Below are 20527 nucleotides of genomic sequence, written 5' to 3'. Positions count from 1 at the left end.
CGCCGACAACCGCACCATGTTCATGTTCTACGCCGTCGCCATGGTCCCGTTCATGATCTTGGCCATCGTCCTCGCCGCCGGACTGATCATCGGCCGCGCGGTCGCGGGGGTCGCCGCCCACCGGTCCGTGCCCAGCCGCAGGGCGGTCGGGGCCACGCTGGTCGGCGGCTTCATGTTTCTGGTGCTGATCAACTTCTGGTGGCTCTACCCCGTGCTCGCCGCCGAGGTCATTCCGCACTCGCAGTGGTGGGCGCGGATGCTGTTTCCCCGGTGGGTCTAGCCGCTCCGGCGGAGCCGCCGAACCCGTGACGCAGTGAGATCGCGGCGGCGACGCACGCCAGCGGCACGGCCGGCAGCACGTAGCGGTAGTCGAACTCGGCGGTCGCGGCGGGGGCCAGGATGAGCCCGAAGGCCCCCAGCCACGGCAGCAGCACCGGACCGCCCAGTTTGCGCCAGCGCGCCAGCACCCCGGCCAGGCCGGCCAGCAGCAGCAGGCCGACCACGATGCCGGGGAGCCTGATCGTCTGCTGGTAGCCCCGGATGATCGCGGCCCACGGGTCGTGGACCTCGGTGCCGATCACGCTGGGCTTGCCGCGGATCTGCGCGCTCGGCAGGCTCGGATCGTAGGTCTGGGCGTCGCGGTCGGTGGTGCCGCGGTAGGAGGACCAGGCGGGCAAAACCTTGCCCTCGGCGAGGAACTCGTACTGCCGGTAGGTGTTGGCGTCGGGGAACTGCGGCCGGTCCCAGCGGAAGGCGCGGAAGAAGTCACCGGTCACGATGGCGAGATAGTCGAGCGGCTGGGCGAGGATGGCCCGTTTGGCGAACGTCCCCGCGGCCCGGTTCATGTCGGGGGTGAAGGTGGTGCCGGGCCCGAAGGCGTGGAACCGCTGGCCGGGCTGGGCCCACCACAGATACTTCTGTCCCGAGAAGTGACGCTCGCTCGGCGGGGCGCTGATGCACAGCAGCGCGAGCTCAAGCTCCTTGCGCGGGTCGACCCTCATCGTCGTGCAGTCGGCGAACAGCGCGGTCCGCATGTAGAGGATCGCGCCGTCGCTGTTGGTCATCGCGAAGTTGCCGTACGCGGAGGCGAACCAGGCCATGTAACCGAGCACCGGGACCGCGCACGCGGTCACCATCGCCGTGATCGGCCGCCAGCCGGTCCGCTTGACGAACATGTAGGCCACCACCAGGGCCAGGATCGGCAGGCCGATCGACCTGGTCAGCGCGGTGAACGCGAGCAGCAGCCCGATCACGGCGCCCAGCCGCCACGACATCCTCCGATGCCAGAGGACCAGCGTCACGACCCCCACGACCAGCAGCATGAACATCGCGTCGGACATGACCAGATGCTCAAGCTGGATCTGGTAGGCGTCGAAGAGCACCGGTATGGTGGCCAGCGTCGCCCCCCAGCCGGGCAGCCCGAACCTCACGCGCAGCAGCGCGTAGATCAGCACCGCGATACCCAGGCCCATCAGATGCTGGGTGAGGGCCACCAGGCCGAAGCTGTGGAAGGGCCTCAGCAGCAGCAGCCAGAAGGAGTAACCGTTCGGGCGCAGGGCACTTGGCCGGTCGGGGTTGACCGCCCCCGACACGTACTCGAAGGAGTCGTTGAACCACAGTGCGGGGCCGTAGCCGAGCATGGTGACGACCCGGAGCAGGAAGGCCAGCGCCAGGGCGGTCACGAACAGCCGATGGCGGCCCAGGAACTCCCGGGTGCGCGCGAGCGCGCCTGTCACGGGTATGTCCAGGCGCGGTGGGTCGGTGACGGTCACCATGCACTACAGGATGCCAGCCGTTTCATGGAGTTGACCCGCACGCTAGACGATAGAGGGCATCATGATGAGATTGGGCTGTGCCGTGACTGAAGGGTTGAGACGTGGAACTGACCGTGGTCATGCCTTGTTTGAACGAGGCGGAGACCGTGGAGACCTGCGTACGCAAGGCACTGGCCTGCATGCGGGAGCACGGGATCGAGGGAGAAGTCCTGATAGCCGACAACGGCAGCACGGACGGCTCGCAGCAGCTCGCGCGTGACGCGGGAGCCCGCGTGGTGCACGTGGACGCCAAGGGGTACGGCAACGCCCTGATGGGCGGTATCCGGGCGGCCCGCGGCAAGTACGTCATCATGGGCGACGCCGACGACTCCTACGACTTCACCGGGCTGCTGCCGTTCGTCGAGCAGTTGCGCGACGGAGCCGACCTGGTGATGGGCAACCGCTTCAAGGGCGGCATCGCCCCGGGCGCCATGCCCCCGCTCCACCGCTATCTCGGCAACCCGGTGCTCTCCTTCATCGGCCGGCTGTTCTTCCCCAGCGCCATCGGCGACTTCCACTGCGGCCTGCGCGGCTTCCGGCGCGACTCGATCCTCAGGCTCGGCCTGCAGACCGGGGGCATGGAGTTCGCCAGCGAGATGGTGGTGCGCTCGACGCTGTCCGGACTGGACGTGCGCGAGGTGCCCACCACGCTCTCGCCCGACGGCCGCTCCCGCCCGCCGCACCTGCGCTCCTGGCGCGACGGCTGGCGTCACCTGCGTTTCCTGCTGCTGTACAGCCCGCGCTGGCTGTTCTTCATCCCGGGTCTGCTGCTGATGACCCTCGGCCTCGTGGCGGGCGCGGCCCTCACCTTCGGCCCGGTCTACATCGGCAAACTCGCCTTCGACGTCGACACCCTGGTCGGCGCCTCGGCCGCGGTGGTGATCGGCTTCCAGGCCGTGCTGTTCGCCCTGTTCACCAAGGTGTACGCCGCGGAGGAGGGCTTTCTGCCCGAGGACAGGCGGGTGCGCAAGCTCGTCGACATCGTCACCCTGGAGAAGGGGCTGATCGCCGGCGGCCTGCTGGCCCTGGCCGGTCTCGGCGGCCTGGTCGCCTCGCTGGTCCACTGGCAGACGCGTAGTTTCGGCCCGCTGATCCCGTCGGAGTCGCTGCGCATCGTCGTGCCCTCGGCGGCCGCACTGATCATGAGCTTCCAGACCATCTTCGCGGCGCTGTTCATCAGCATCCTCGGCATCCGCCGTACCAGGGAGGCGCCGATCGACGTGGCCGCCTCCGCGGCCGAGGAGGCGGCCGAGGCTGTCACCCGGGAGAGCAGCAAGACCTGAGCCCGCGTCCCTTAGGCTTGGCACCATGTCCCACCACATCTTGACCGCGGTCGCGTGGCCCTATGCCAACGGTCCTCGCCACATCGGGCACGTCTCCGGATTCGGCGTGCCGTCCGACATCTTCAGCCGCTACCAGCGGATGGTGGGCAACAAGGTCCTGATGGTGAGCGGGACCGACGAGCACGGCACACCCATCCAGGTGCAGGCCGACAAGGAGGGGCTGACCGCCCGCGGGCTCGCCGACCGCTACAACCGGGTGATCGCCGAGGACCTGCAGGCGCTCGGTCTCTCCTACGACCTGTTCACCCGGACCACCACGGCGAATCACTACGCCGTGGCTCAGGAGATCTTCAAGGGTCTCCACGACAACGGCTACATCTTCCCCAAGACCACGATGGGGGCGATCTCGCCGTCCACCGGCCGCACGCTGCCCGACCGCTACATCGAGGGCACCTGCCCGATCTGCGGCTACGACGGCGCGCGCGGCGACCAGTGCGACAGCTGCGGCAACCAGCTCGACCCGATCGAGCTGGTCAACCCGGTCAGCAAGATCAACGGCGAGACGCCGATCTTCGTGGAGACCGAGCACTTCATGCTCGATCTGCCCGCGTTCGCCGACGTGCTCGGCACCTGGCTGCAGTCCAAGCGGGGTGACTGGCGGCCCAACGTGCTCAAGTTCGCCCTCAACCTCCTGGGCGACCTCCAGCCCCGCGCGATCACCCGCGACCTCGACTGGGGCGTGCCGATCCCGCTGGACGACTGGCGCGACCAGCCCAACAAGCGGCTCTACGTCTGGTTCGACGCCGTCATCGGCTATCTCAGCGCCTCCATCGAATGGGCCCGCCGCTCCGGCGACCCCGACGCCTGGCGGCAGTGGTGGCAGAACCCCGACGCCCGCGCCTACTACTTCATGGGCAAGGACAACATCGTCTTCCACGCCGAGATCTGGCCCGCCCTGCTGCTCGGCTACAACGGCCAGGGCGCCAGAGACGGCAAGCCCGGCTCACTCGGCACGATGAACCTGCCGTCCGAGGTCGTCTCCAGCGAGTTCCTGACGATGGAGGGGCGCAAGTTCTCCTCCTCCCGCCAGGTCGTCATCTACGTCCGCGACTTCCTGGCCCGCTACGACGCCGACGCGCTGCGCTACTACATCGCGGTGGCGGGCCCTGAGAACCAGGACACCGACTTCACCTGGTCGGAGTTCCTCAACCGCAACAACGGCGAGCTGGTGGCGGCCTGGGGCAACCTGGTCAACCGTTCGATCTCGATGGCCGCCAAGAACTTCGGCGTCATCCCCGAGGCCGGGGACCTCACCGACGCCGACCGCGTCCTGCTGGCGCGGAGCCGTGCCGCCTTCCCCGCGGTCGGCGCCGAGCTCGAACGCTCCCGGTTCAAGAACGCCACGACCGAGGCGTTCGACGTCATCCGCGACGCCAACAAGTATCTGGCGGAGCAGGAACCGTGGAAGATCAAGGACGATCCCGCGCGGGTCAAGTCCATCCTCCACGTGGCCCTGCAGGTCGTCGACGACGCCAAGACCCTGCTCACCCCGATCCTGCCCTCCTCCTCCAACAAGATCCACGCGATGCTCGGCGGCACCGGCGTGTGGTCGGGGATGCCGGAGATCAAGGAGGTCGGCGAGGAGAACGGCAGGGAGTACCCCATCATCACCGGCTCCTACGAGGGCGAGGCCCGCTGGAAGTCCGTCCCGATCCGGGTCGGCGCCCCGCTCGCCCCGCCGACTCCGCTGTTCACCAAACTCGACCCGAAGATCGTCGATGAGGAGCTCGGCCGCCTGGCCGAGTGACGCGCCCCCCCGGCCCGCGCCCCGTGCGGGCCGTACCGGGGTCTCGATAGGTTGGGTGGCGTGAGCACGACGAAGCTTCCCGCCGCCCCCGAACCCCTGACCGCCGAGGTGTTCGACAGCCACTGCCACCTCGACATCATGGTGGGCAGCCGTCAGGCGTCCTCGGGAGACCCCGTCGCCCAGGCGGCCCAGGCGGCTCGGGCGAGCGTCGAGGGCATCCTCAAGGAGGCCCGCTCGGTCGGTGTGACCCGGCTCGTCACGATCGGCTACGACCTGCCGTCCTCCCGGTGGAACGCCGATACGGCCGGGCGGCACGCCGACGTCTACGCCGGAGTGGCCATCCACCCGAACGAGGCGCACGCCTCGACGCCCGAGGTCCTCGCCGAGATCGAGGAGCTGGCCCGGCTGCCGCACGTCAGGGCCGTCGGGGAGACCGGTCTCGACTATTACCGCGACTGGGCCGCCAAGGAGGACCAGCACGCCAGCTTCCGGGCGCACATCGAGATCGCCAAGCGGACCGGCAAGGCCCTGGTGATCCATGACCGGGAGGCCCACGACGACGTGCTGGGCGTGCTGGCCGACCAGGGCGCCCCGGAGATCGTGGTCTTCCACAGCTTCTCCGGCGACGCCGAGATGGCCGGCAGGTGCGTCGAGGCCGGCTACTTCATGTCCTTCTCCGGCCCGGTCACCTACAAGAACGCCGGCTCTCTGCGTGAAGCCGCGGCGATCGTGCCCGAGGAGCTCATGCTCGTCGAGACCGACGCGCCCTACCTCCCGCCGGTCCCGCACCGGGGCAGACCCAACGCGCCCTATCTCCTCCCCATCACGCTGCGCTGCCTCGCCGAGGTCAAGGGGGTGGACCCCGCGCGGCTCGCCGAGGCCGTCGGCGCGAACGGGGAGACCGTCTTCGGCCCCTGGTAGGCCCCGGCCCCGCTCCGATCCTCTTTCGGGCGTCTCCAGCTCGGCGGCCCGCTCCTCCTGTCCCCGGTTCGGTGGTCTGGGGCGCTCTCAGCCCACCGACGCGCCGAAGTCGGCCGGGCCGCCGCCGTCCAGGGCGGGCACCCCGCCGCCTCCCGGCGTGAGCAGGGTGCCCGTGTCGTCGTTACGGCCCAGCAGCATCACCGCCCCCGAGCCTCCGCGGTCCGGCACGCCGACCACCAGCCGGTTCCCGCTGAAGGCCACCGACCAGCCGAAGCGGTCGCCCGCCCGCGCCTGGTCGATCAGCCGGGCCCGCGCCGGGTCCCGCACCGGCACCAGCCAGACGCCGCCTCGCCGGTCCGGCCCGTCGAACGGGGTCCCCACGGCCAGCCGGACACCGCCCTCCCCGGTCAACGCCAGCGACAGGCCGTATCCGTCGCCCGCGACCCCCTCCGCCCCCTGGTCGAAAGTGGCCATCGGTGTGATCTCCTCCGTGCCGGACGCGCGGAAGAGCCGGACCAGGCCGGAGTCCCGCACCCGGCCCCCGTCGCCGAGCGGTGCGCCGACCGCCAGATAACCCACGTCGCCCTCCTCCGCGTAGGCCATCGCGTAGCCGAACCGGTCGCCCGCGTGGAGATCGACGATCTCGTGCAGGTCCCACTTCCTGCCGACGTACCTCTCCTGAGAGCCACGCACGTCGAAGAGCACGGCGATGGCACCCGAGTCGAGCTTGCCCTCGCCGGTCTGCCGTCCCAGCCCGTCGTCGTTCTCGTGCGGCAGGCCGACCGCGAGGTCCGGTTCGCCGGCGGTCCCGCCCAGCCTGCCGAGCGCCAGGGACCAGCCGAACATGTCACCGGTCTCGCTGTTACCGGGAACCCCCTCGGTGTCCTGGGAGATCCGCCGCCCCTCGCCGCTCCCGGGGGTGGTCTCGGACCCGGTCTTGAACAGGTAGACCGAGCCCGCGTCGTCCACCCCGTCGGCGTTCTCGTGGGGTGCGCCGACGGCCACCAGGGTTCCCGCGGCGGCCAGGGACCAGCCGAAGTGGGCATCGGTCTCCGGTTCGGGGGAGACCAGGCGGATCGTCCGCCGCGGTGCCCCGCTGTAGACGAGGTAGACCGCGCCCGCGTCCCTGAGTCCCCCCACGTCCGCGTACGGCGCGCCGATCAGCAGGTCGGCGCAGCGGTCGGCGTCGAGATGGACCGGCCTCACCGACCAGCCGAAACCCTCTCCCGCCTCCGGCTGAGGAGCCGTCACGACCGTCCCGCCCTCACCCCGGCCGAACAGCACGTGCACGGCCCCGGCGCCCTCCCGCCCGGCGGGGGCGGCGAACGGATCTCCGGCGACCGCGTCGTCCACGCCGTCGCCGTTGACGTCGTCCTTGAGATCACCGTTGGGGCCGCTGGAGCCCGTCCCGGCGCACTCGGCGGCGGGTGCCGCGACGGCGGAGGTCGCGAGCGCCGCCACGGGTGCCGTCACGGACGGTGCCGCGAGTACGGCGGCGACCAGCGGGGCGAGCGGGAACCTCATGACAGCCTCACCTCGATCCGCCTGCCTTTCTCGATCACGGAACCGGTCAGCCTCAGCGGCCCGCGGCCCCGGGGCAGGTCGTAGATCAGCGTCCCGTCCGCCCTGCCCCCGGGGGCCAGCGTGCCCGTCCACCCCGTCGAGGACGGCTCGGGGGTGTGGGCCGCGCCGGAGTCGTCCACCATGGCCGGTGGTGTACGGCTGAGCGACACCTGTTTCGTCCCGGTGTTGACCAGGGTCCAGCCGACCAGGCACAGGCCGCCGCCGGTCGCGGTGGTCCCTCCGGATGAGGCCGGACCGCATCGCGGCGCCCGGGGGACGATCAGATACGGGTCCTCGACGGGGGAGCCGGTCGCGATCCGCCGGCCCACGTCGGTGGCACCGGTGGACGCGGCGCTCCCCGCCTGCGGCTGCTGGCCGGTCCCGCCGCCCGTGCCGGCCAGTACCGCGACCGTGACGGCGAGCGCGGCCGCGACGGCCAGTCCGGCGAGCAGCCAGCGCCGCCGGGGCTCTTTGGTGGAGGCCGTACCGGTGGGGGCCGGGGTCGGCGAGCCGGGGGGAGGGGGTGCCGGTCCGCCGGGAGGGGACGGCACCGCCGCGCCGGCCGGGGCCGGTGTGCCCGGCGGGGGCGGGGCCGGTGTGTCGGCTGACGCCGACGGCGGCCTCTTGCCGGGAATCGGTGCCTTTGGGCCGGGAACCGGCGTGGGGGGTGACGGGGGAGTCTCCAGGTTCAGCGCGCCGAGGGTCCCGGTGGAGTCCGGTCCCACGTTGGCCGGGGGCCGCCACGACTCGCTGAGCATGTCGTCGGCGATCAGGGTGGGCGGGTCCACCGGAACGGAGGATGTCGCGGTCGGCGTCGCCAGGCCGCCCCCCACCAGGGCGATCAGCAGATCCTGGGCCGTGGGCCGCTGGGAGGGGTCCATCGCGGTGGCCCGGCGGACCAGTTCGTTGAGCGGGTCGGGCAGCGTGCCCAGGTCCGGCGGGGTGTTCAGCAACCGGGTGGCCATGGTGATCATGTCGCCTCGGCCGTAGGGGTGGCGGCCGTTTCCCGCATAGGCGATCAGACAGCCCCAGGCGAAGACGTCGGCGGCCGGGGTGATCTCCAGGCCGCGTATCTGCTCGGGGGCCCACCAGCCGGGGCTGCCGAGTATCTCGCCCGACCGGGTGAATCCGTGGGTCGAGTCCAGGGCCCTGGCGATGCCGAAGTCGATCACACGGGGCCCGGACATGGACAGGATCACGTTGGCGGGCTTGAGGTCGCGGTGGACCAGCCCGGCGACGTGGATCGCGGCCAGCGCGGCGGCCACCCCGAGGGCCACGCCGTGCAGCGGGGCGGGTTCGAGGGCGCCGTGCCGGCCGATCTGGCGGGACAGCGGCGTACCGGCGATGTATTCGGTGACCATGTACGGCCGGCCGTCGTCCATGTTCCCGTTGTCGAGCACCTGGGCGGTGCAGAACGACGCCACCCGCCGGGCGTTGCGTACCTCCGCGTGGAAGCGCGCCGCGAACCCGTCGTCGATCGCGACCTCGGGCCTGACCACCTTGAGCGCCACGGGCCGGTCGGCCGGGGCCGTCGCGAGGTAGACGGTGCCCATACCGCCTTCGCCGAGACGTCCGAGAAGTCGGTAACCCCCGATCTGCTGGGGATCACCGGGCCGCAACCCCTCGACACCGGGTGGGTTCACGTCCGCCACGGGGTGGATTCCTTCCTTGCCGACGACCCCCCGTTACGGACAACGGTATCGGGCTCCGCGCCTGAGGGGTTTCCCGGCAGGCCTACGGGAAGTTCCCGTCGCCCCGCCGGGCAGGGGATGACCTGTGAACTCTCGGCTCCGGCTCCGGGGGTGTCCCCTGGGATTCGGGAGCGTTTCGCGACGTCCTGCGGCGGGGGCGCCATGGCACGCCGACGGCGAGGCGGGTACGGGTCGGCGACCGTGACGTTTTCGCGTGGCATAACCCCGCCGGTTGTCATGGTAAATGACATTACTCCTCGCGTTTGTTATATAACGCCTTTCCTGGAAAGGTTACATCATCTCCGTTTTCCGCGCATATGCGTGCGAGTCTCATCGGACGCCGCATAGCCCTTCATGCTATGCCGGTGACGACCTGTCGCCGTGGCCTGTTCAAGGGATGTGGCTGGGTCCCACGGCCTCCGCCGTGGAGTCGGGTCGGGGTGGCGGAGGAATGCGCGACGCTTGGTCCGGTTGATGTATGCGACACGGGAATTAGCATTCTATGGGTGTTTTGGTGGATCGGTGAGTAAAAAAACGCGCGGCTCCCGGCCAATATCCCAGCGGTGTTCTGGGCGCACCGTTTATGGAGGGCTTGTGTCGGCTCAAAACGTTCACCTCGGCGTTTTCGGCAAATGGGGCAGGGGAGAATTTCGCCGTGGCTATTTTTATGAAACGAACTCTGGTGGGCGGCGCGCTCGCCGGAGCCGTTCTTGTCTGTTCCCCCGCTCTCGCGGGGGCCGACACGACGCCGATCTGGCCGACGGCTCAGACACCGGCTCGCTCCGAGTCGAACGGTGCCCTTCCGGCCCGGTTGGCCGCCCTCGCCTCCACCACCGCTCCACTCTCCACCTCCGAGACAGCCCATGCCGACGATCCGGGACACGTCGAGCCGGTCTCGCGGGCCGACCAGGACCAGCAGGCGTACATCCCGCTGTGCAGGCGGTTCTCGCTGCCGCTCTACCTCTGCGCGGTTCCTCCAGGTCCCCAGGGGCCGCCGGGGCCCAGAGGCCCGGCGGGTCCGGTCGGCCCGGCCGGTCCAAGGGGGCCGCAGGGTCCGGCCGGCGCCGACGGCTCCACCGGTCCGGTCGGTCCTGTGGGCCCGATCGGCGTCACCGGACCAAGAGGCCCCCAGGGCCCGGCCGGTCCCGTAGGCCCGGAGGGCCCCGCCGGCGCCAATGGTGCTCCGGGGCCTGAGGGCCCTGTCGGCCCTGTCGGCCCTGAGGGTCCGCAGGGCCCCGCCGGTGCCGATGGTGCCCCTGGTCCGGCTGGTCCGGCCGGTGCTGACGGTGCCCCTGGTCCTGAGGGTCCGCAGGGTCCGGTTGGTGCCGATGGTGCTCCCGGTCCTGAGGGGCCGGCAGGTCCTGAGGGTCCCGTCGGTCCTGAGGGCCCGGTTGGTCCTGAGGGCCCGGTTGGTCCTGAGGGCCCGGTCGGTCCTGAGGGTCCGCAGGGTCCGGTTGGTGCCGATGGTGCCCCTGGTCCTGAGGGTCCCGCCGGTCCTGAGGGTCCCGCCGGTCCTGAAGGTCCGGTCGGTCCTGAGGGGCCTGAGGGTCCGCAGGGTCCGGCCGGTGTCGATGGTGCTCCCGGTTCTGTCGGTCCTGAGGGCCCGGTTGGTCCTGAGGGTCCGCAGGGTCCGGTTGGTGCTGACGGTGCCCCTGGTCCTGAGGGTCCGGCTGGTCCGGCCGGTGCTGACGGTGCTCCGGGGCCTGAGGGTCCCGCCGGCCCTGAAGGTCCTGTCGGTCCTGAAGGTCCGGTCGGTCCTGAGGGGCCTGAGGGTCCGCAGGGTCCGGCCGGTGCCGATGGTGCCCCCGGTCCTGAGGGTTCCGCCGGTCCCGAGGGTCCTGAGGGGCCTGTCGGGCCGACTGGTGCCACCGGCCCGCAGGGGCCCGCCGGTCCGCAGGGCCCGGTTGGTCCCGAGGGGCCGCAGGGGCCCGTCGGACCTCAGGGTCCCGAGGGTCCTGTCGGTCCGGAGGGACCCCAGGGGCCGCCCGGACCGCCCGGGGGTGGCAGGGCCATCACGGTCGTCGGGTAGTCCCGGGTCGAGCCGGCCGCTGAGGCGGTCCGCTCCGACCGCTCCGGGGAGCCTCGGGAACCGAGGTGCCGCCGCCGGAGCGGTGGGGTGGGGCGCCGGGTGGAACAGGCGGCCGGCCGATGTGACAGAGCCGATGTGACAGAGGGGGTGTGGGCGACGACGCCCACACCCCCTCGCGCTCGTCCGGTGGAGCCGGTCCTGCGGTGTCTCGGTGCTCCTGCTTCCCGGGCACGCGTCGTCGCAGGGTGTTCGATGCGCGAAACTTGTCGGATGACGTGGGAAGCGCAGTGGTGAGCGAACGCGGCGGACGAGCCGGCGGGTGCGAAGATCCGGTGAACCCGGGATCCCGCCCGTTGGGCGGGGAACGGACATGAGCCTTCTCGGCCCGGCGGAGATACGCAATCTGGCGGAGCGGCTCGGCATCCGCCCGACGAAGCGGCTCGGCCAGAACTTCGTGATCGACGGTGGCACCGTCCGCCGGATCGTCCGGGTCGCCGAGCTGCGGCCGGACGACGTGGTCATCGAGGTCGGTCCCGGCCTGGGTTCGCTCACCCTCGCGCTTCTTCCCGAGGTCCGCGGTGTGGTGGCCGTGGAGATCGACCCGGTCCTGGCCGCCCAGCTCCCGCTGACCGTCGCCGAGCGGGCTCCGGAGATCGCCGACCGGCTCACCGTCGTGCTCGCCGACGCCATGCGGGTCCTTCCCGGTGACCTGCCGGAGGAGAAGCCGACCGCGCTGGTCGCGAACCTGCCCTACAACGTGTCGGTTCCGGTGGTGCTGCATCTGCTGGAGACGCTGCCGTCCCTCCGCCGCATCCTGGTCATGGTCCAGTCGGAGGTGGCCGACCGGCTCGCCGCCGCGCCCGGCTCCAAGATTTACGGCATCCCCTCGCTCAAGGCCGCCTGGTACGCCGATGTGCGCCGGGCCGGTCCCGTCGGCCGGACGGTCTTCTGGCCGATCCCCAACGTGGACTCCGGTCTTGTCGCGATGACCCGCCGCGAGCCGCCCTCGACCCACGCCTCACGCCAGGAGGTCTTCGCGGCGGTGGACGCCGCGTTCGCCCAGCGGCGCAAGACCCTGCGCGCCGCCCTGGCGTCGTGGGCGGGTACGGCCGCGGCCGCGGAGCGGGCGCTCCGTGCCGCCGGGGTCGACCCCACGGAACGTGGCGAGCAGCTCACCATCGAGGACTTCGCCCGGATCGCGGAGAACCGTGGGTAGGCCGATGTGCCGAGGAGTCCGCGGGGGCGGAGCAGGGGCCCGTTACCATCGGAGACCGTGACAAGTGAGCAAGCGCGACTGAGGGACGCATGAACTCCGTGACCGTCCGCGTGCCCGCCAAGGTCAACCTTCAGCTGGCGGTCGGACCGCTGCGTGATGACGGCTTCCATGACCTGGTGAACGTCTTCCACGCCGTGTCGATCTTCGATGAGGTGACGGCCACCGCGAGGACCGGGATGAGCGTCCGGGTCGAGGGCGACTCCGCCGACCAGGTCCCCGAGGACGACGACAACCTCGCCGTCCGGGCCGCGCTGGCATTGGCCGGGCACGCCGGGCGGTCCTACGGGGTCAGTCTGGTCATCCACAAGTCGATCCCGGTGGCGGGCGGCATGGCGGGCGGCAGCGCCGACGCCGCCGCCGCCCTGGTCGCCTGCAACGAGCTGTGGGGTCTCGGCCTGCCGCCGGACGACCTGCTGGAGATCGCCGCCGACCTCGGCAGCGACGTCCCGTTCGCCCTGCTCGGCGGGACGGCCGTCGGCACGGGGCGGGGTGAGCGGCTGACCTCTCTGGAGGTCGGCGGCACGCTCCACTGGGTGTTCGCCCTGGCCGACGGCGGTCTGTCGACCGCGAGGGTCTACGCCGAGTGTGACCGGACGCGTGAGGCGGCCGGTGAGCGGGTCGCCTGGCCCCGGGCCTCCGATCCGCTGCTGGCCGCGCTGCGTGAGGGGGATGCCAAGGCCCTCGGCGCCGAGATGGTCAACGACCTGCAGCCCGCCGCCCTGGCGCTCCGCCCCTCCCTGGCCCGAACCCTGGAGGCCGGCCGTGAGCGCGGCGCCCTGGGCGCCCTCGTCTCCGGCTCGGGTCCCACCTGCGCCTTCCTCGCCGAGTCCAAGGCTCACGCGAAGGAGCTGGCCCTGTCGCTGGGGGCCGCGGGGGTGGCCCGCGACGTCATCACGGCCCACGGTCCCGTCCCCGGTCCGACGGTTGTGTAGGCCGGGAGCGGATACGCTTGGGTCGCGATGAATCTGGTCAATCTTGAGTCGGTCTCCCACTCCTACGGTCCCAAACCCCTGCTCGACGACGTCTCCCTCGGCATCGAGGCGGGCGACCGCATCGGGGTGGTCGGCCGCAACGGCGGCGGCAAGACCACGCTCATCTCGCTGATCGCCGGGGGGCTCAAGCCCAACGCCGGGCGGGTCACCCACAGCCGTGGGCTCCGCGTGGGGGCGCTCTCCCAGGGGGACGACCTCGATCCGGCCCGCTCGGTCCAGGAGATCGTCCTCGGTGGCAGGGCCGAGCACGAGTGGGCGGGGGACGCGGGCATCCGCGAGATCCTGGCCAGCCTGCTCGGCGACATCGACCTGACCGCGCGGGCCGGGAGCCTGTCGGGTGGTGAGCGCCGCCGTACGGCGCTGGCCAGGCTGCTCATCGACGATCACGACTTGATCATCCTGGACGAGCCCACCAACCACCTGGACATCGAGGCCATCGACTGGCTGGCCGGGCACCTGTCGGGGCGCAGGACCGCGCTGCTCGTGGTCACCCACGACCGGTGGTTCCTGGACGCGGTCTCCACCAGGACCTGGGAGGTCGTCGACGGGTCGGTCGAGCGTTACGAGGGGGGATACGCCGCCTACGTGCTGGCGAAGGCCGAGCGTTCCCGGGTGGCCGCCGCGACCGAGGCCCGCCGCCAGAACCTGATGCGCAAGGAGATCGCCTGGCTCCGCCGCGGCCCGCCCGCGCGCACCTCCAAGCCCAAGTTCCGCATCGACGCGGCCCAGGCGCTGATCGCGGACGAGCCTCCGGCCAGGGAGAGCGTCGAGCTGGTCAGGTTCGCCGCGGCCAGGCTGGGCCGTACGGTCTACGATCTGGAGGACGTCACCCTGCACGCCGGCGGCCCGGGGAGGGGCCCGCTGGTCCTGGACCACTCCACCTGGCAGTTCGGCCCCGGTGACCGGGTCGGCCTGATCGGTGTGAACGGTTCGGGCAAGTCCTCGGTGCTCCGCCTGCTCTCGGGTACGGTCCAGCCCGACTCCGGCCGGTTGGTGCGCGGCAAGACGGTCCGCCTGGCGCATCTGTCGCAGGAGCTGGCCGAGCTCGATCCCGCGCGCCGGGTGCTGGAGACCGTCGAGGAGATCCGTAAGTTCATCCAGGTCGGCAAGAAGGAGTGGACCGCCTCCCAGCTGCTGGAGCGCCTCGGTTTCAAGGGCGACGCCCAGTGGAAGGTCGTCGGCGACCTGTCCGGCGGTGAGCGGCGCCGTCTCCAGCTGCTCCGCCTGCTGATGGACGACCCCAACGTGCTGTTGCTCGACGAGCCCACCAACGATCTCGACATCGAGACGCTGAACGAGCTGGAGGACCTGCTCGACGGCTGGCCGGGCACGCTGATCCTGGTCAGTCACGACCGCTACTTCCTGGAGCGGGTGTGTGACCGGACCGTCGCCCTGCTCGGCGACGGCAGGCTGTCGATGCTCCCGGGTGGCGTGGACGAATATCTCGCGCGGCGTGCCTCGGGCGGCGCGCTCTCCGCCAGGGCGGCCTCCGGTGCGGCGTCCGCGACCCAGGCCGCCGCGTCCGCGCCGGCGGCCGACTCCGGCCTGTCCGTCAAGGAGGAGCGCGAGCTCCGCAAGGAACTGTCCAAGCTGGAACGCCGGCTCGACAGGCTGGGCTCCAGCGAGGCCCGGTTGCACGCCTCGATGGCCGACGCCGCCGCCGACTACGGCCTCCTGGCCTCGCTCGACGCGGAGCTCAAGGACGTCGTCGCGGAGAGGGAGGCCGTCGAGGCCGAGTGGCTGGAGGTGGCCGAGAGTCTCGGCGAGTGATCGCCGTCTGGACCCGTCGCTCCCGGTTCCCGGACACCGTCGCCCCGGTTCCGTGGCACTCGCCGTTCGGATTCGGCCGCGTTCGTCGGGTTTATCCCCGTCTACCGGGGCACAGTGGTCAGTGCGCTCCGGTGTCGGTCGCGTCAAAAGGGACGAGTAGCGTGCGCAGCAGGCCCGCGAGGGCCTGCTGTTCATGTTTTCCGAGGCCGGCCAGGAGCGCGCGCTCCCGGCGGAGCAGGTCGGCGAAGGCGCCGTCCACCCGGACCCGCCCGGCCTCGGTGAGCGAGACCAGGACCCCGCGCCGGTCCTCCGGATCGGGGCGGCGCCGGACGAGCCCGGCCGCGGTGAGCCGGTCTATCCGGTTGGTCATGGTCCCGGATGTCACCAGGGTCGCGCGGAGCAGGGCCCCCGGGCTCAGCTCGTACGGCTCGCCGGCCCGGCGCAGCGCGGTGAGCACGTCGAACTCCCAGGTCTCCAGGTCGTGTTCGCCGAAGGAGGCCCGGCGGGCACGGTCCAGATGGCGGGCAAGCCGAGAGACCCGGCTCAACACCTGGAGCGGCTCCACATCGAGGTCGGGTCGTTCCTGGCGCCAGGCGGCGACCAGCCGATCCACCTCGTCCAACGGGGTCTCGGCGTCGTGGTCCGCGTGGTGCAGGGTCATGGTGTGAGTCTATCTCTCTTGACGTCGAGATAAATCGGTGGACATCGGTCGTCTCGACGCCGGAGACGTGCGGGACCGATAATCCACGACGGGCGCGAACGACCGAGGTAACGGGCGTCCGCCATCCCTTCTCCGGCCTTGCCGTCAGGGTGTTCGCAGAGTACCGCGCCACGCCGTTGACACGGAGTCGCCGCGGGGTCGCTGTCCAGAATTTATGGACGAACAACCAGACACAGGTAAATACTGCCAGCAAGCGGTACGTACCTGAATAAATCGGGAGATGGCGCCTGTGACGCTAGAGATCGAGGATAAATTCGACGTGCCGGTGGACTACGAGGTCCCCGACCTCTCGGGCCTGCCCGGCTGTACGGAGACCGTCGGACCCAGGACGTACCGGCTTGTCGCGCTCTATTTCGACACCCCCGATCTTCGGCTCGCCGCCCGGGGCATCACCCTGCGGCGGCGCAGGGGCGGGACCGATCCCGGCTGGCACCTCAAGCTCCCCAAGGCCAAGGGGGTCCGGCAGGAGATCACCCACCCGCTGACCCGGAGCGCCAAGATCGTTCCAACCGAACTGGCGGACCTCGTGCTCGCCTACACCCGGGGCGCCCCCCTCGCCCCGATCGCCGAACTCGACACCCGCCGCTCGGTGACCCAGTTGGTCAACGGCGCGGGCGTCCGGCTGGTGGAGGTCGCCGACGACCGGGTCAGGGGCACCGTCCTCGGCGATCGGCCGCATGCCGAGGGCTGGCGCGAGGTCGAGGCCGAGCTGATCAACGGGGACGAGAGGCTGCTCCGCAAGGTCGGCAAGCGGCTGATCAAGGCGGGTGCCGCCCCCGCCGGCTCGGCCAGCAAACTGTCCCGCCTGCTGGGCGCCGCCGGTTCCGCCCCCGGGACGCCGCCCGCCGGGACCAGGCCGGGTTCCGCCGGCGAGGTCGTCGTCGGCTACCTCGCCGCGCAGACGGGCGCGCTGCTCGCCCAGGATCCCCGGGTACGGCGGGCGCAGGAGGACGCGGTGCATCAGATGCGGGTCGCCGCCAGACGGCTCCGCAGCGCGCTGAAGTCGTTCAAGACGATCGTCGAGGGCACCGAGGACCTCCAGCGGGAGCTCAGATGGCTGGGTGAGGTCCTCGGCGAGGCCCGCGACCTGGAGGTCATCAGGGAGCGGTTCGCCCGCGGACTCGACACCCTCGACCCGGGGCTGATCGTGGGCCCGGTCAGAGCCCGTCTCGGCTCCGACCTGCTGGACGCCGAACACGAGGCCCTCGACCGGATCAGGGACGCGCTCGGCGGGGAGCGCTACTTCGCCCTGCTCGACGCCCTGGACGACCTGGCCACAACGCCGGTGCTCACCAAGGCGGCCCGCCGTCCCGCCGGCACCCTCCGCGCCGTCGCGGCCAAGAGCCGGCGCCGGGTCACCAGGGCCTACGCCACCGCCCGGGCCGTCGGCGACGCCGCCGGGCGCGAGACCGCCATGCACGACGTGCGCAAGGCGGCCAAGCGGGCCCGCTACACCGCCGAGGTGCTCGGGATGGACCGGCAGGCCAGGCGGGCGGAGGCCGTACAGGAGGTGCTGGGCGCCCACCGGGACGGTGTCGTCGCCCAGGAACGGCTGGTGGCAGAGGCCGAGACCGCCCGGCAGGCCGGGGAGGACACCTTCACCTACGGTGTGCTGAGCGGCCTGGAGCGGGCCGCCGCCGAGCGGGCCTGGGAGGAGTTCCCCGGGATCTGGGCCGGGACCGGCCCTACGTGATGTAGCGGTCCATGCTCACGATATCGCCGTCGGCGTGGTGCACCACGGTGAACGCGCCCTTGTGCAGCCGCAGGTCGCCCGGCCCGCCGCCGATGCCGCCGACCAGTTCGGGCAGTACCTTGCCGTGGCTGCACAGCGCCGTGGACCGGCCCGAGCCCAGTGCCCCGGAGATCAGCCGAAGGGCGGCCCGGAGGTCGTAGTGGGTCTCCGACAGCGTCCGCTCCCGGCGGATCTCCAGCCCGGCACCCTCGGCGTAGGGTTCGAGGGTCTGCACACACCGTCTGCTCGGGGAGCTGACCAGCTCCACGGGACGGTAACCCGCCAGCACGTCCGCGAGCACCTCCGCCTGCGCCCTGCCGATCTCGTCCAGGGGGCGCTCGTCGTCGTCGCCCTCCCACCCCTGGCGGGACCCGGCCACGCCGTGCCTGACCAGCACCAGCGGGGAGGTCGCCAGCGGCGCCGCGGTGAGCGCGCGCAGCAGCCCCGCGTCCCCCTCGTAGGTCAGCCGCCGCCCGGCCTCCCCCAGCGGCAGCCAGACCACCTCGTCCACCTCGCTCGTCGGGGCGAAGGAGCCGCCGGCGACCACCCGGGCCGTCCAGTAGTCGACGCGCTTGAGCCGCCTGCCCTTCAGGTAGTGGATCGGCGGCAGCGAACGGCCGAGCGCCGCGGTGATCCCGGTCTCCTCGGCCACCTCGCGCAGCGCCCCGGCGATGACGTGCTCTCCGGGCTTCAGCCTCCCCTTGGGGAAGCTCCAGTCGTCGTACCCGGGCCGGTGGACGAGCGCGACCTCCGGCGCCGACTCCGCTCCCCGCCAGACCACCGCCCCGGCGGCGCGGATCATGCCGGCCGGGTGGACGTCCGGCTCAGTCATCGATCGTCCTCCACCGCCGGGTGCCGATCAGATGGCTCTGCAGGTCCTCGCCGGGATGCCGGGTCCAGCTTCCGTCGGCGTTGAGCCACCAGGTGGAGGTCTCCTCCGACACGGCCCGGTCGAGAAGGTCGCTGAGGTAGACCCGCTGCTGCTGGCTGGTGACCTTGACCAGCGACTCCACCCGGCGGTCCAGGTTGCGGCGCATCAGGTCCGCGCTGCCGATCCAGACCTCCGGCCTGCGGCCGTGGCCGAACTCGTAGACGCGCGAGTGTTCCAGGAACCTGCCCAGCACGCTCCTGACCCGGATGTTCTCCGACAGCCCGGGGATTCCCGGCCGCAGCGTGCACACCCCGCGCACCCACAGGTCGATCGGGACGCCCGCCTGCGAGGCGCGGTAGAGGGCGTCGATGACGGGCTCGTCCACCAGGGAGTTCGTCTTCATCCTGATGCCGGCCGGCCGGCCCGCCTCCCGGTGGGAGATCTCCCGCTCGATCCTGGCCAGCAGCCCGCCGCGCAACGAGTGCGGGGCGACCAGCAGCCGCCGGTAGGCCGAGTGGTTGGAGTAGCCGGTCAGGTGGATGAACAGGTCGGTGACGTCCTCGCCGACCAGCCGGTCCGCGGTCAGCAGGCCCAGGTCCTCGTACTGCCGGGCGGTCTTGGGGTTGTAGTTGCCGGTGCCTATGTGGCAGTAGCTCCGCAGCTCGCCCGAGGGCTCCTGCCGTACGACGAGGGCGAGCTTGCAGTGGGTCTTCAGCCCCACCACCCCGTAGACCACGTGACATCCGGCACGCTCCAGTTTGCGGGCCCAGGTGATGTTGGCGTGCTCGTCGAACCGCGCCTTGATCTCCACCACCACGACCACCTGCTTGCCCGCCTCGGCCGCGTCGATCAGCGCGTCCACGATGGGCGAGTCGCCGCTGGTCCGGTAGAGGGTCTGCTTGATGGCCAGCACGTTCGGGTCGGCCGCGGCCTGCTCGATGAAGCGCTGCACGCTCGTGGAGAACGAGTCGTACGGGTGGTGCAGCAGCACGTCCCGCTCCCTGAGCACCGTGAAGATGTCGTCCTCGACGTGGATGACCTCGGCCGGTACGAAGGGGCGGAAGCCGAGCTCACCCCGGTCCAGGTCGGCGATGGCGTGCAGCCCGGTCAGGTCCAGCGGGCCGGGCAGCCGGTAGATCTCGTGTTCGGCCACGCCCAGCTCGTCCACCAGCAGGTCGAGCACCTCGGGGGTGATGGTGTCCTCGACCTCCAGCCGGACCGGCGGCCCGAAGCGGCGTTTGAGCAGTTCCCGCTCCAGCGACTGCATGAGGTTCTCGGTGACGTCCTCGTCCACGTCCAGGTCCTCGTTGCGGGTGACCCGGAAGACGTGGTGCTCCATGATCTCCATGCCCTTGAAGAGCTGACCCAGGTGGGCGGCGATCACATCTTCAAGGGGGACGAAGCGTTCCCTGGAGGCGGTGACGAAGCGGGGGAGCCGGCTCGGCACCTTCACCCGGGCGAAGACGGTGTTACCGGTTGTGGGGTTTCGGACGGTAACGGCAAGGTTGAGCGATAAACCGGAAATATAGGGAAACGGATGGGCGGGATCGACCGCCAGCGGGGTCAGCACGGGCCGAATCCGCTCCCGGAAGAGCCTGCGCATCTCGGTTCGCTCGTCTCGGCCGAGGTCGTCCCAGCGGGCGATCTCGATGCCCTCGGCGGCCAGCTGCGGGCGTAGCCGCTCGTGGAAACAGGCCGAGTGCCGCTGCGCGAGGTCGTCGGCGATCGCCGCGATCCGGGCCAGCTCCTCCCGGGGTTTCAGGCCGCTCTTGGTGCGAAGCAGCAGGCCGGTGGCCATCCGTCGTTTGAGACCGGCCACCCGTACCCGGAAGAACTCATCCAGGTTGCTGGCGAAGATCGCCAGAAACCTGACCCGTTCCAGCAACGGCAGGGCCGGGTCCTCCGCGAGCTCCAGAACCCGCTGGTTGAACTGTAGCCAGCTCTCCTCGCGGTTGAGGAAGCGCTCGTGCGGAAGGGACAGTCCTTCTGAGGTGGGGTGTACGGATTCCACGGACATATGACCAGAATGCCCGCCTTTGTGGAACGCAACGTTAATT

General features: G+C 71.1%; 13 protein-coding genes and 1 pseudogene. 8 read left to right on the top strand and 6 right to left on the bottom strand.

What is annotated here, in order from left to right:
• Positions 1-280 (top strand): annotated as a pseudogene (locus ABZ194_RS12765) (phospholipid carrier-dependent glycosyltransferase); the annotation flags it as partial.
• Here ABZ194_RS12765 and ABZ194_RS12760 read toward each other — a convergent pair.
• Positions 228-1775 carry a hypothetical protein gene (locus ABZ194_RS12760; RefSeq protein ID WP_355595434.1) on the bottom strand — a complete coding sequence of 516 codons (1548 nt, stop codon included), beginning with the start codon at positions 1773-1775 and terminating at the stop codon, positions 228-230. The pseudogene ABZ194_RS12765 and the gene ABZ194_RS12760 sit on opposite strands and share 53 nt — an antisense overlap.
• A 101-nt stretch (positions 1776-1876) precedes the next feature.
• Here ABZ194_RS12760 and ABZ194_RS12755 point away from each other — a divergent pair, with 101 nt between their 5' ends.
• The 3 genes from ABZ194_RS12755 to ABZ194_RS12745 are packed head-to-tail and all read left to right on the top strand — an operon-like array spanning position 1877 to position 5825.
• Positions 1877-3097, top strand: coding sequence for a glycosyltransferase (locus tag ABZ194_RS12755; protein ID WP_355595432.1), 1221 nt, complete (start codon positions 1877-1879; stop codon positions 3095-3097).
• 25 nt (positions 3098-3122) lie between these two features.
• On the top strand, positions 3123-4904 hold the full coding sequence (gene metG, locus ABZ194_RS12750) for a methionine--tRNA ligase (RefSeq protein WP_355595430.1): 1782 nt from the start codon (positions 3123-3125) through the stop codon (positions 4902-4904).
• A 60-nt stretch (positions 4905-4964) separates the two neighbouring features.
• On the top strand, positions 4965-5825 hold the full coding sequence (locus ABZ194_RS12745) for a TatD family hydrolase (RefSeq protein WP_355595428.1): 861 nt from the start codon (positions 4965-4967) through the stop codon (positions 5823-5825).
• Between the two features lie 87 nt (positions 5826-5912).
• Here ABZ194_RS12745 and ABZ194_RS12740 read toward each other — a convergent pair whose 3' ends face one another.
• Together ABZ194_RS12740 and ABZ194_RS12735 are read right to left on the bottom strand one after the other, a co-directional pair.
• Positions 5913-7349: a hypothetical protein gene (locus ABZ194_RS12740; protein WP_355595426.1), complete on the bottom strand. Its 1437-nt coding sequence runs from the start codon at positions 7347-7349 to the stop codon at positions 5913-5915.
• Entirely contained in the window at positions 7346-9040 is a 1695-nt protein-coding gene (locus ABZ194_RS12735; RefSeq protein WP_355595424.1) for a serine/threonine-protein kinase, read from the bottom strand. The genes ABZ194_RS12740 and ABZ194_RS12735 overlap by 4 nt, the downstream gene beginning before the upstream one ends.
• Positions 9041-11478: 2438 nt before the next feature.
• Between ABZ194_RS12735 and rsmA the strand changes: the two genes are divergently transcribed.
• The 3 genes from rsmA (at position 11479) to ABZ194_RS12720 (ending at position 15146) form a co-directional block, all read left to right on the top strand.
• A complete protein-coding gene (gene rsmA, locus ABZ194_RS12730) occupies positions 11479-12324 on the top strand; it encodes a 16S rRNA (adenine(1518)-N(6)/adenine(1519)-N(6))-dimethyltransferase RsmA (protein WP_355595422.1) in 846 nt (281 codons plus the stop codon).
• A gap of 89 nt (positions 12325-12413) precedes the next feature.
• Positions 12414-13316, top strand: a complete 903-nt coding sequence (locus tag ABZ194_RS12725) for a 4-(cytidine 5'-diphospho)-2-C-methyl-D-erythritol kinase (protein WP_355595420.1) — start codon at positions 12414-12416, stop codon at positions 13314-13316.
• Between the two features lie 27 nt (positions 13317-13343).
• Positions 13344-15146: an ABC-F family ATP-binding cassette domain-containing protein gene (locus tag ABZ194_RS12720; RefSeq protein WP_355595418.1), complete on the top strand. Its 1803-nt coding sequence runs from the start codon at positions 13344-13346 to the stop codon at positions 15144-15146.
• 118 nt (positions 15147-15264) lie between these two features.
• Here the strand turns inward: ABZ194_RS12720 and ABZ194_RS12715 are convergent, their stop codons facing one another.
• Positions 15265-15807 (bottom strand): MarR family transcriptional regulator, encoded by a 543-nt coding sequence (locus ABZ194_RS12715; protein ID WP_355595416.1) that lies wholly within the window; start codon positions 15805-15807, stop codon positions 15265-15267.
• Positions 15808-16096: 289 nt separating this feature from the next.
• On the opposite strand from ABZ194_RS12715, the gene ABZ194_RS12710 reads away from it, so the two are divergent.
• On the top strand, positions 16097-17560 hold the full coding sequence (locus ABZ194_RS12710; RefSeq protein ID WP_355595414.1) for a CYTH and CHAD domain-containing protein: 1464 nt from the start codon (positions 16097-16099) through the stop codon (positions 17558-17560).
• Here the strand turns inward: ABZ194_RS12710 and ABZ194_RS12705 are convergent.
• On the bottom strand, positions 17553-18431 hold the full coding sequence (locus ABZ194_RS12705) for an NUDIX hydrolase (RefSeq protein WP_355595412.1): 879 nt from the start codon (positions 18429-18431) through the stop codon (positions 17553-17555). The two genes, ABZ194_RS12710 and ABZ194_RS12705, sit on opposite strands and share 8 nt — an antisense overlap.
• A complete protein-coding gene (locus tag ABZ194_RS12700) occupies positions 18424-20487 on the bottom strand; it encodes an RNA degradosome polyphosphate kinase (protein WP_355595410.1) in 2064 nt (687 codons plus the stop codon). Before ABZ194_RS12700 ends, ABZ194_RS12705 begins: the two co-directional genes overlap by 8 nt.
• Between the last annotated feature and the right edge of the window lie 40 nt (positions 20488-20527).

Source organism: Streptosporangium sp. NPDC006007 (assembly GCF_040614315.1).
Lineage (GTDB): Bacteria > Actinomycetota > Actinomycetes > Streptosporangiales > Streptosporangiaceae > Streptosporangium.
The sequence above is the reverse complement of the archived record's forward strand: the minus strand, read 5'-3'. Positions and strand labels throughout refer to the sequence as shown.

Excerpts from the sequence above, each read along its gene's own strand:
- ABZ194_RS12760 (WP_355595434.1), bottom strand. The coding sequence starts at position 1,775 with ATGGTGACCGTCACCGACCCACCGCGCCTGGACATACCCGTGACAGGC.
- metG (WP_355595430.1), top strand. The coding sequence starts at position 3,123 with ATGTCCCACCACATCTTGACCGCGGTCGCGTGGCCCTATGCCAACGGT.
- ABZ194_RS12740 (WP_355595426.1), bottom strand. The coding sequence starts at position 7,349 with ATGAGGTTCCCGCTCGCCCCGCTGGTCGCCGCCGTACTCGCGGCACCG.
- rsmA (WP_355595422.1), top strand. The coding sequence starts at position 11,479 with ATGAGCCTTCTCGGCCCGGCGGAGATACGCAATCTGGCGGAGCGGCTC.
- ABZ194_RS12725 (WP_355595420.1), top strand. The coding sequence starts at position 12,414 with ATGAACTCCGTGACCGTCCGCGTGCCCGCCAAGGTCAACCTTCAGCTG.
- ABZ194_RS12720 (WP_355595418.1), top strand. The coding sequence starts at position 13,344 with ATGAATCTGGTCAATCTTGAGTCGGTCTCCCACTCCTACGGTCCCAAA.
- ABZ194_RS12715 (WP_355595416.1), bottom strand. The coding sequence starts at position 15,807 with ATGACCCTGCACCACGCGGACCACGACGCCGAGACCCCGTTGGACGAG.
- ABZ194_RS12705 (WP_355595412.1), bottom strand. The coding sequence starts at position 18,431 with ATGACTGAGCCGGACGTCCACCCGGCCGGCATGATCCGCGCCGCCGGG.
- ABZ194_RS12700 (WP_355595410.1), bottom strand. The coding sequence starts at position 20,487 with ATGTCCGTGGAATCCGTACACCCCACCTCAGAAGGACTGTCCCTTCCG.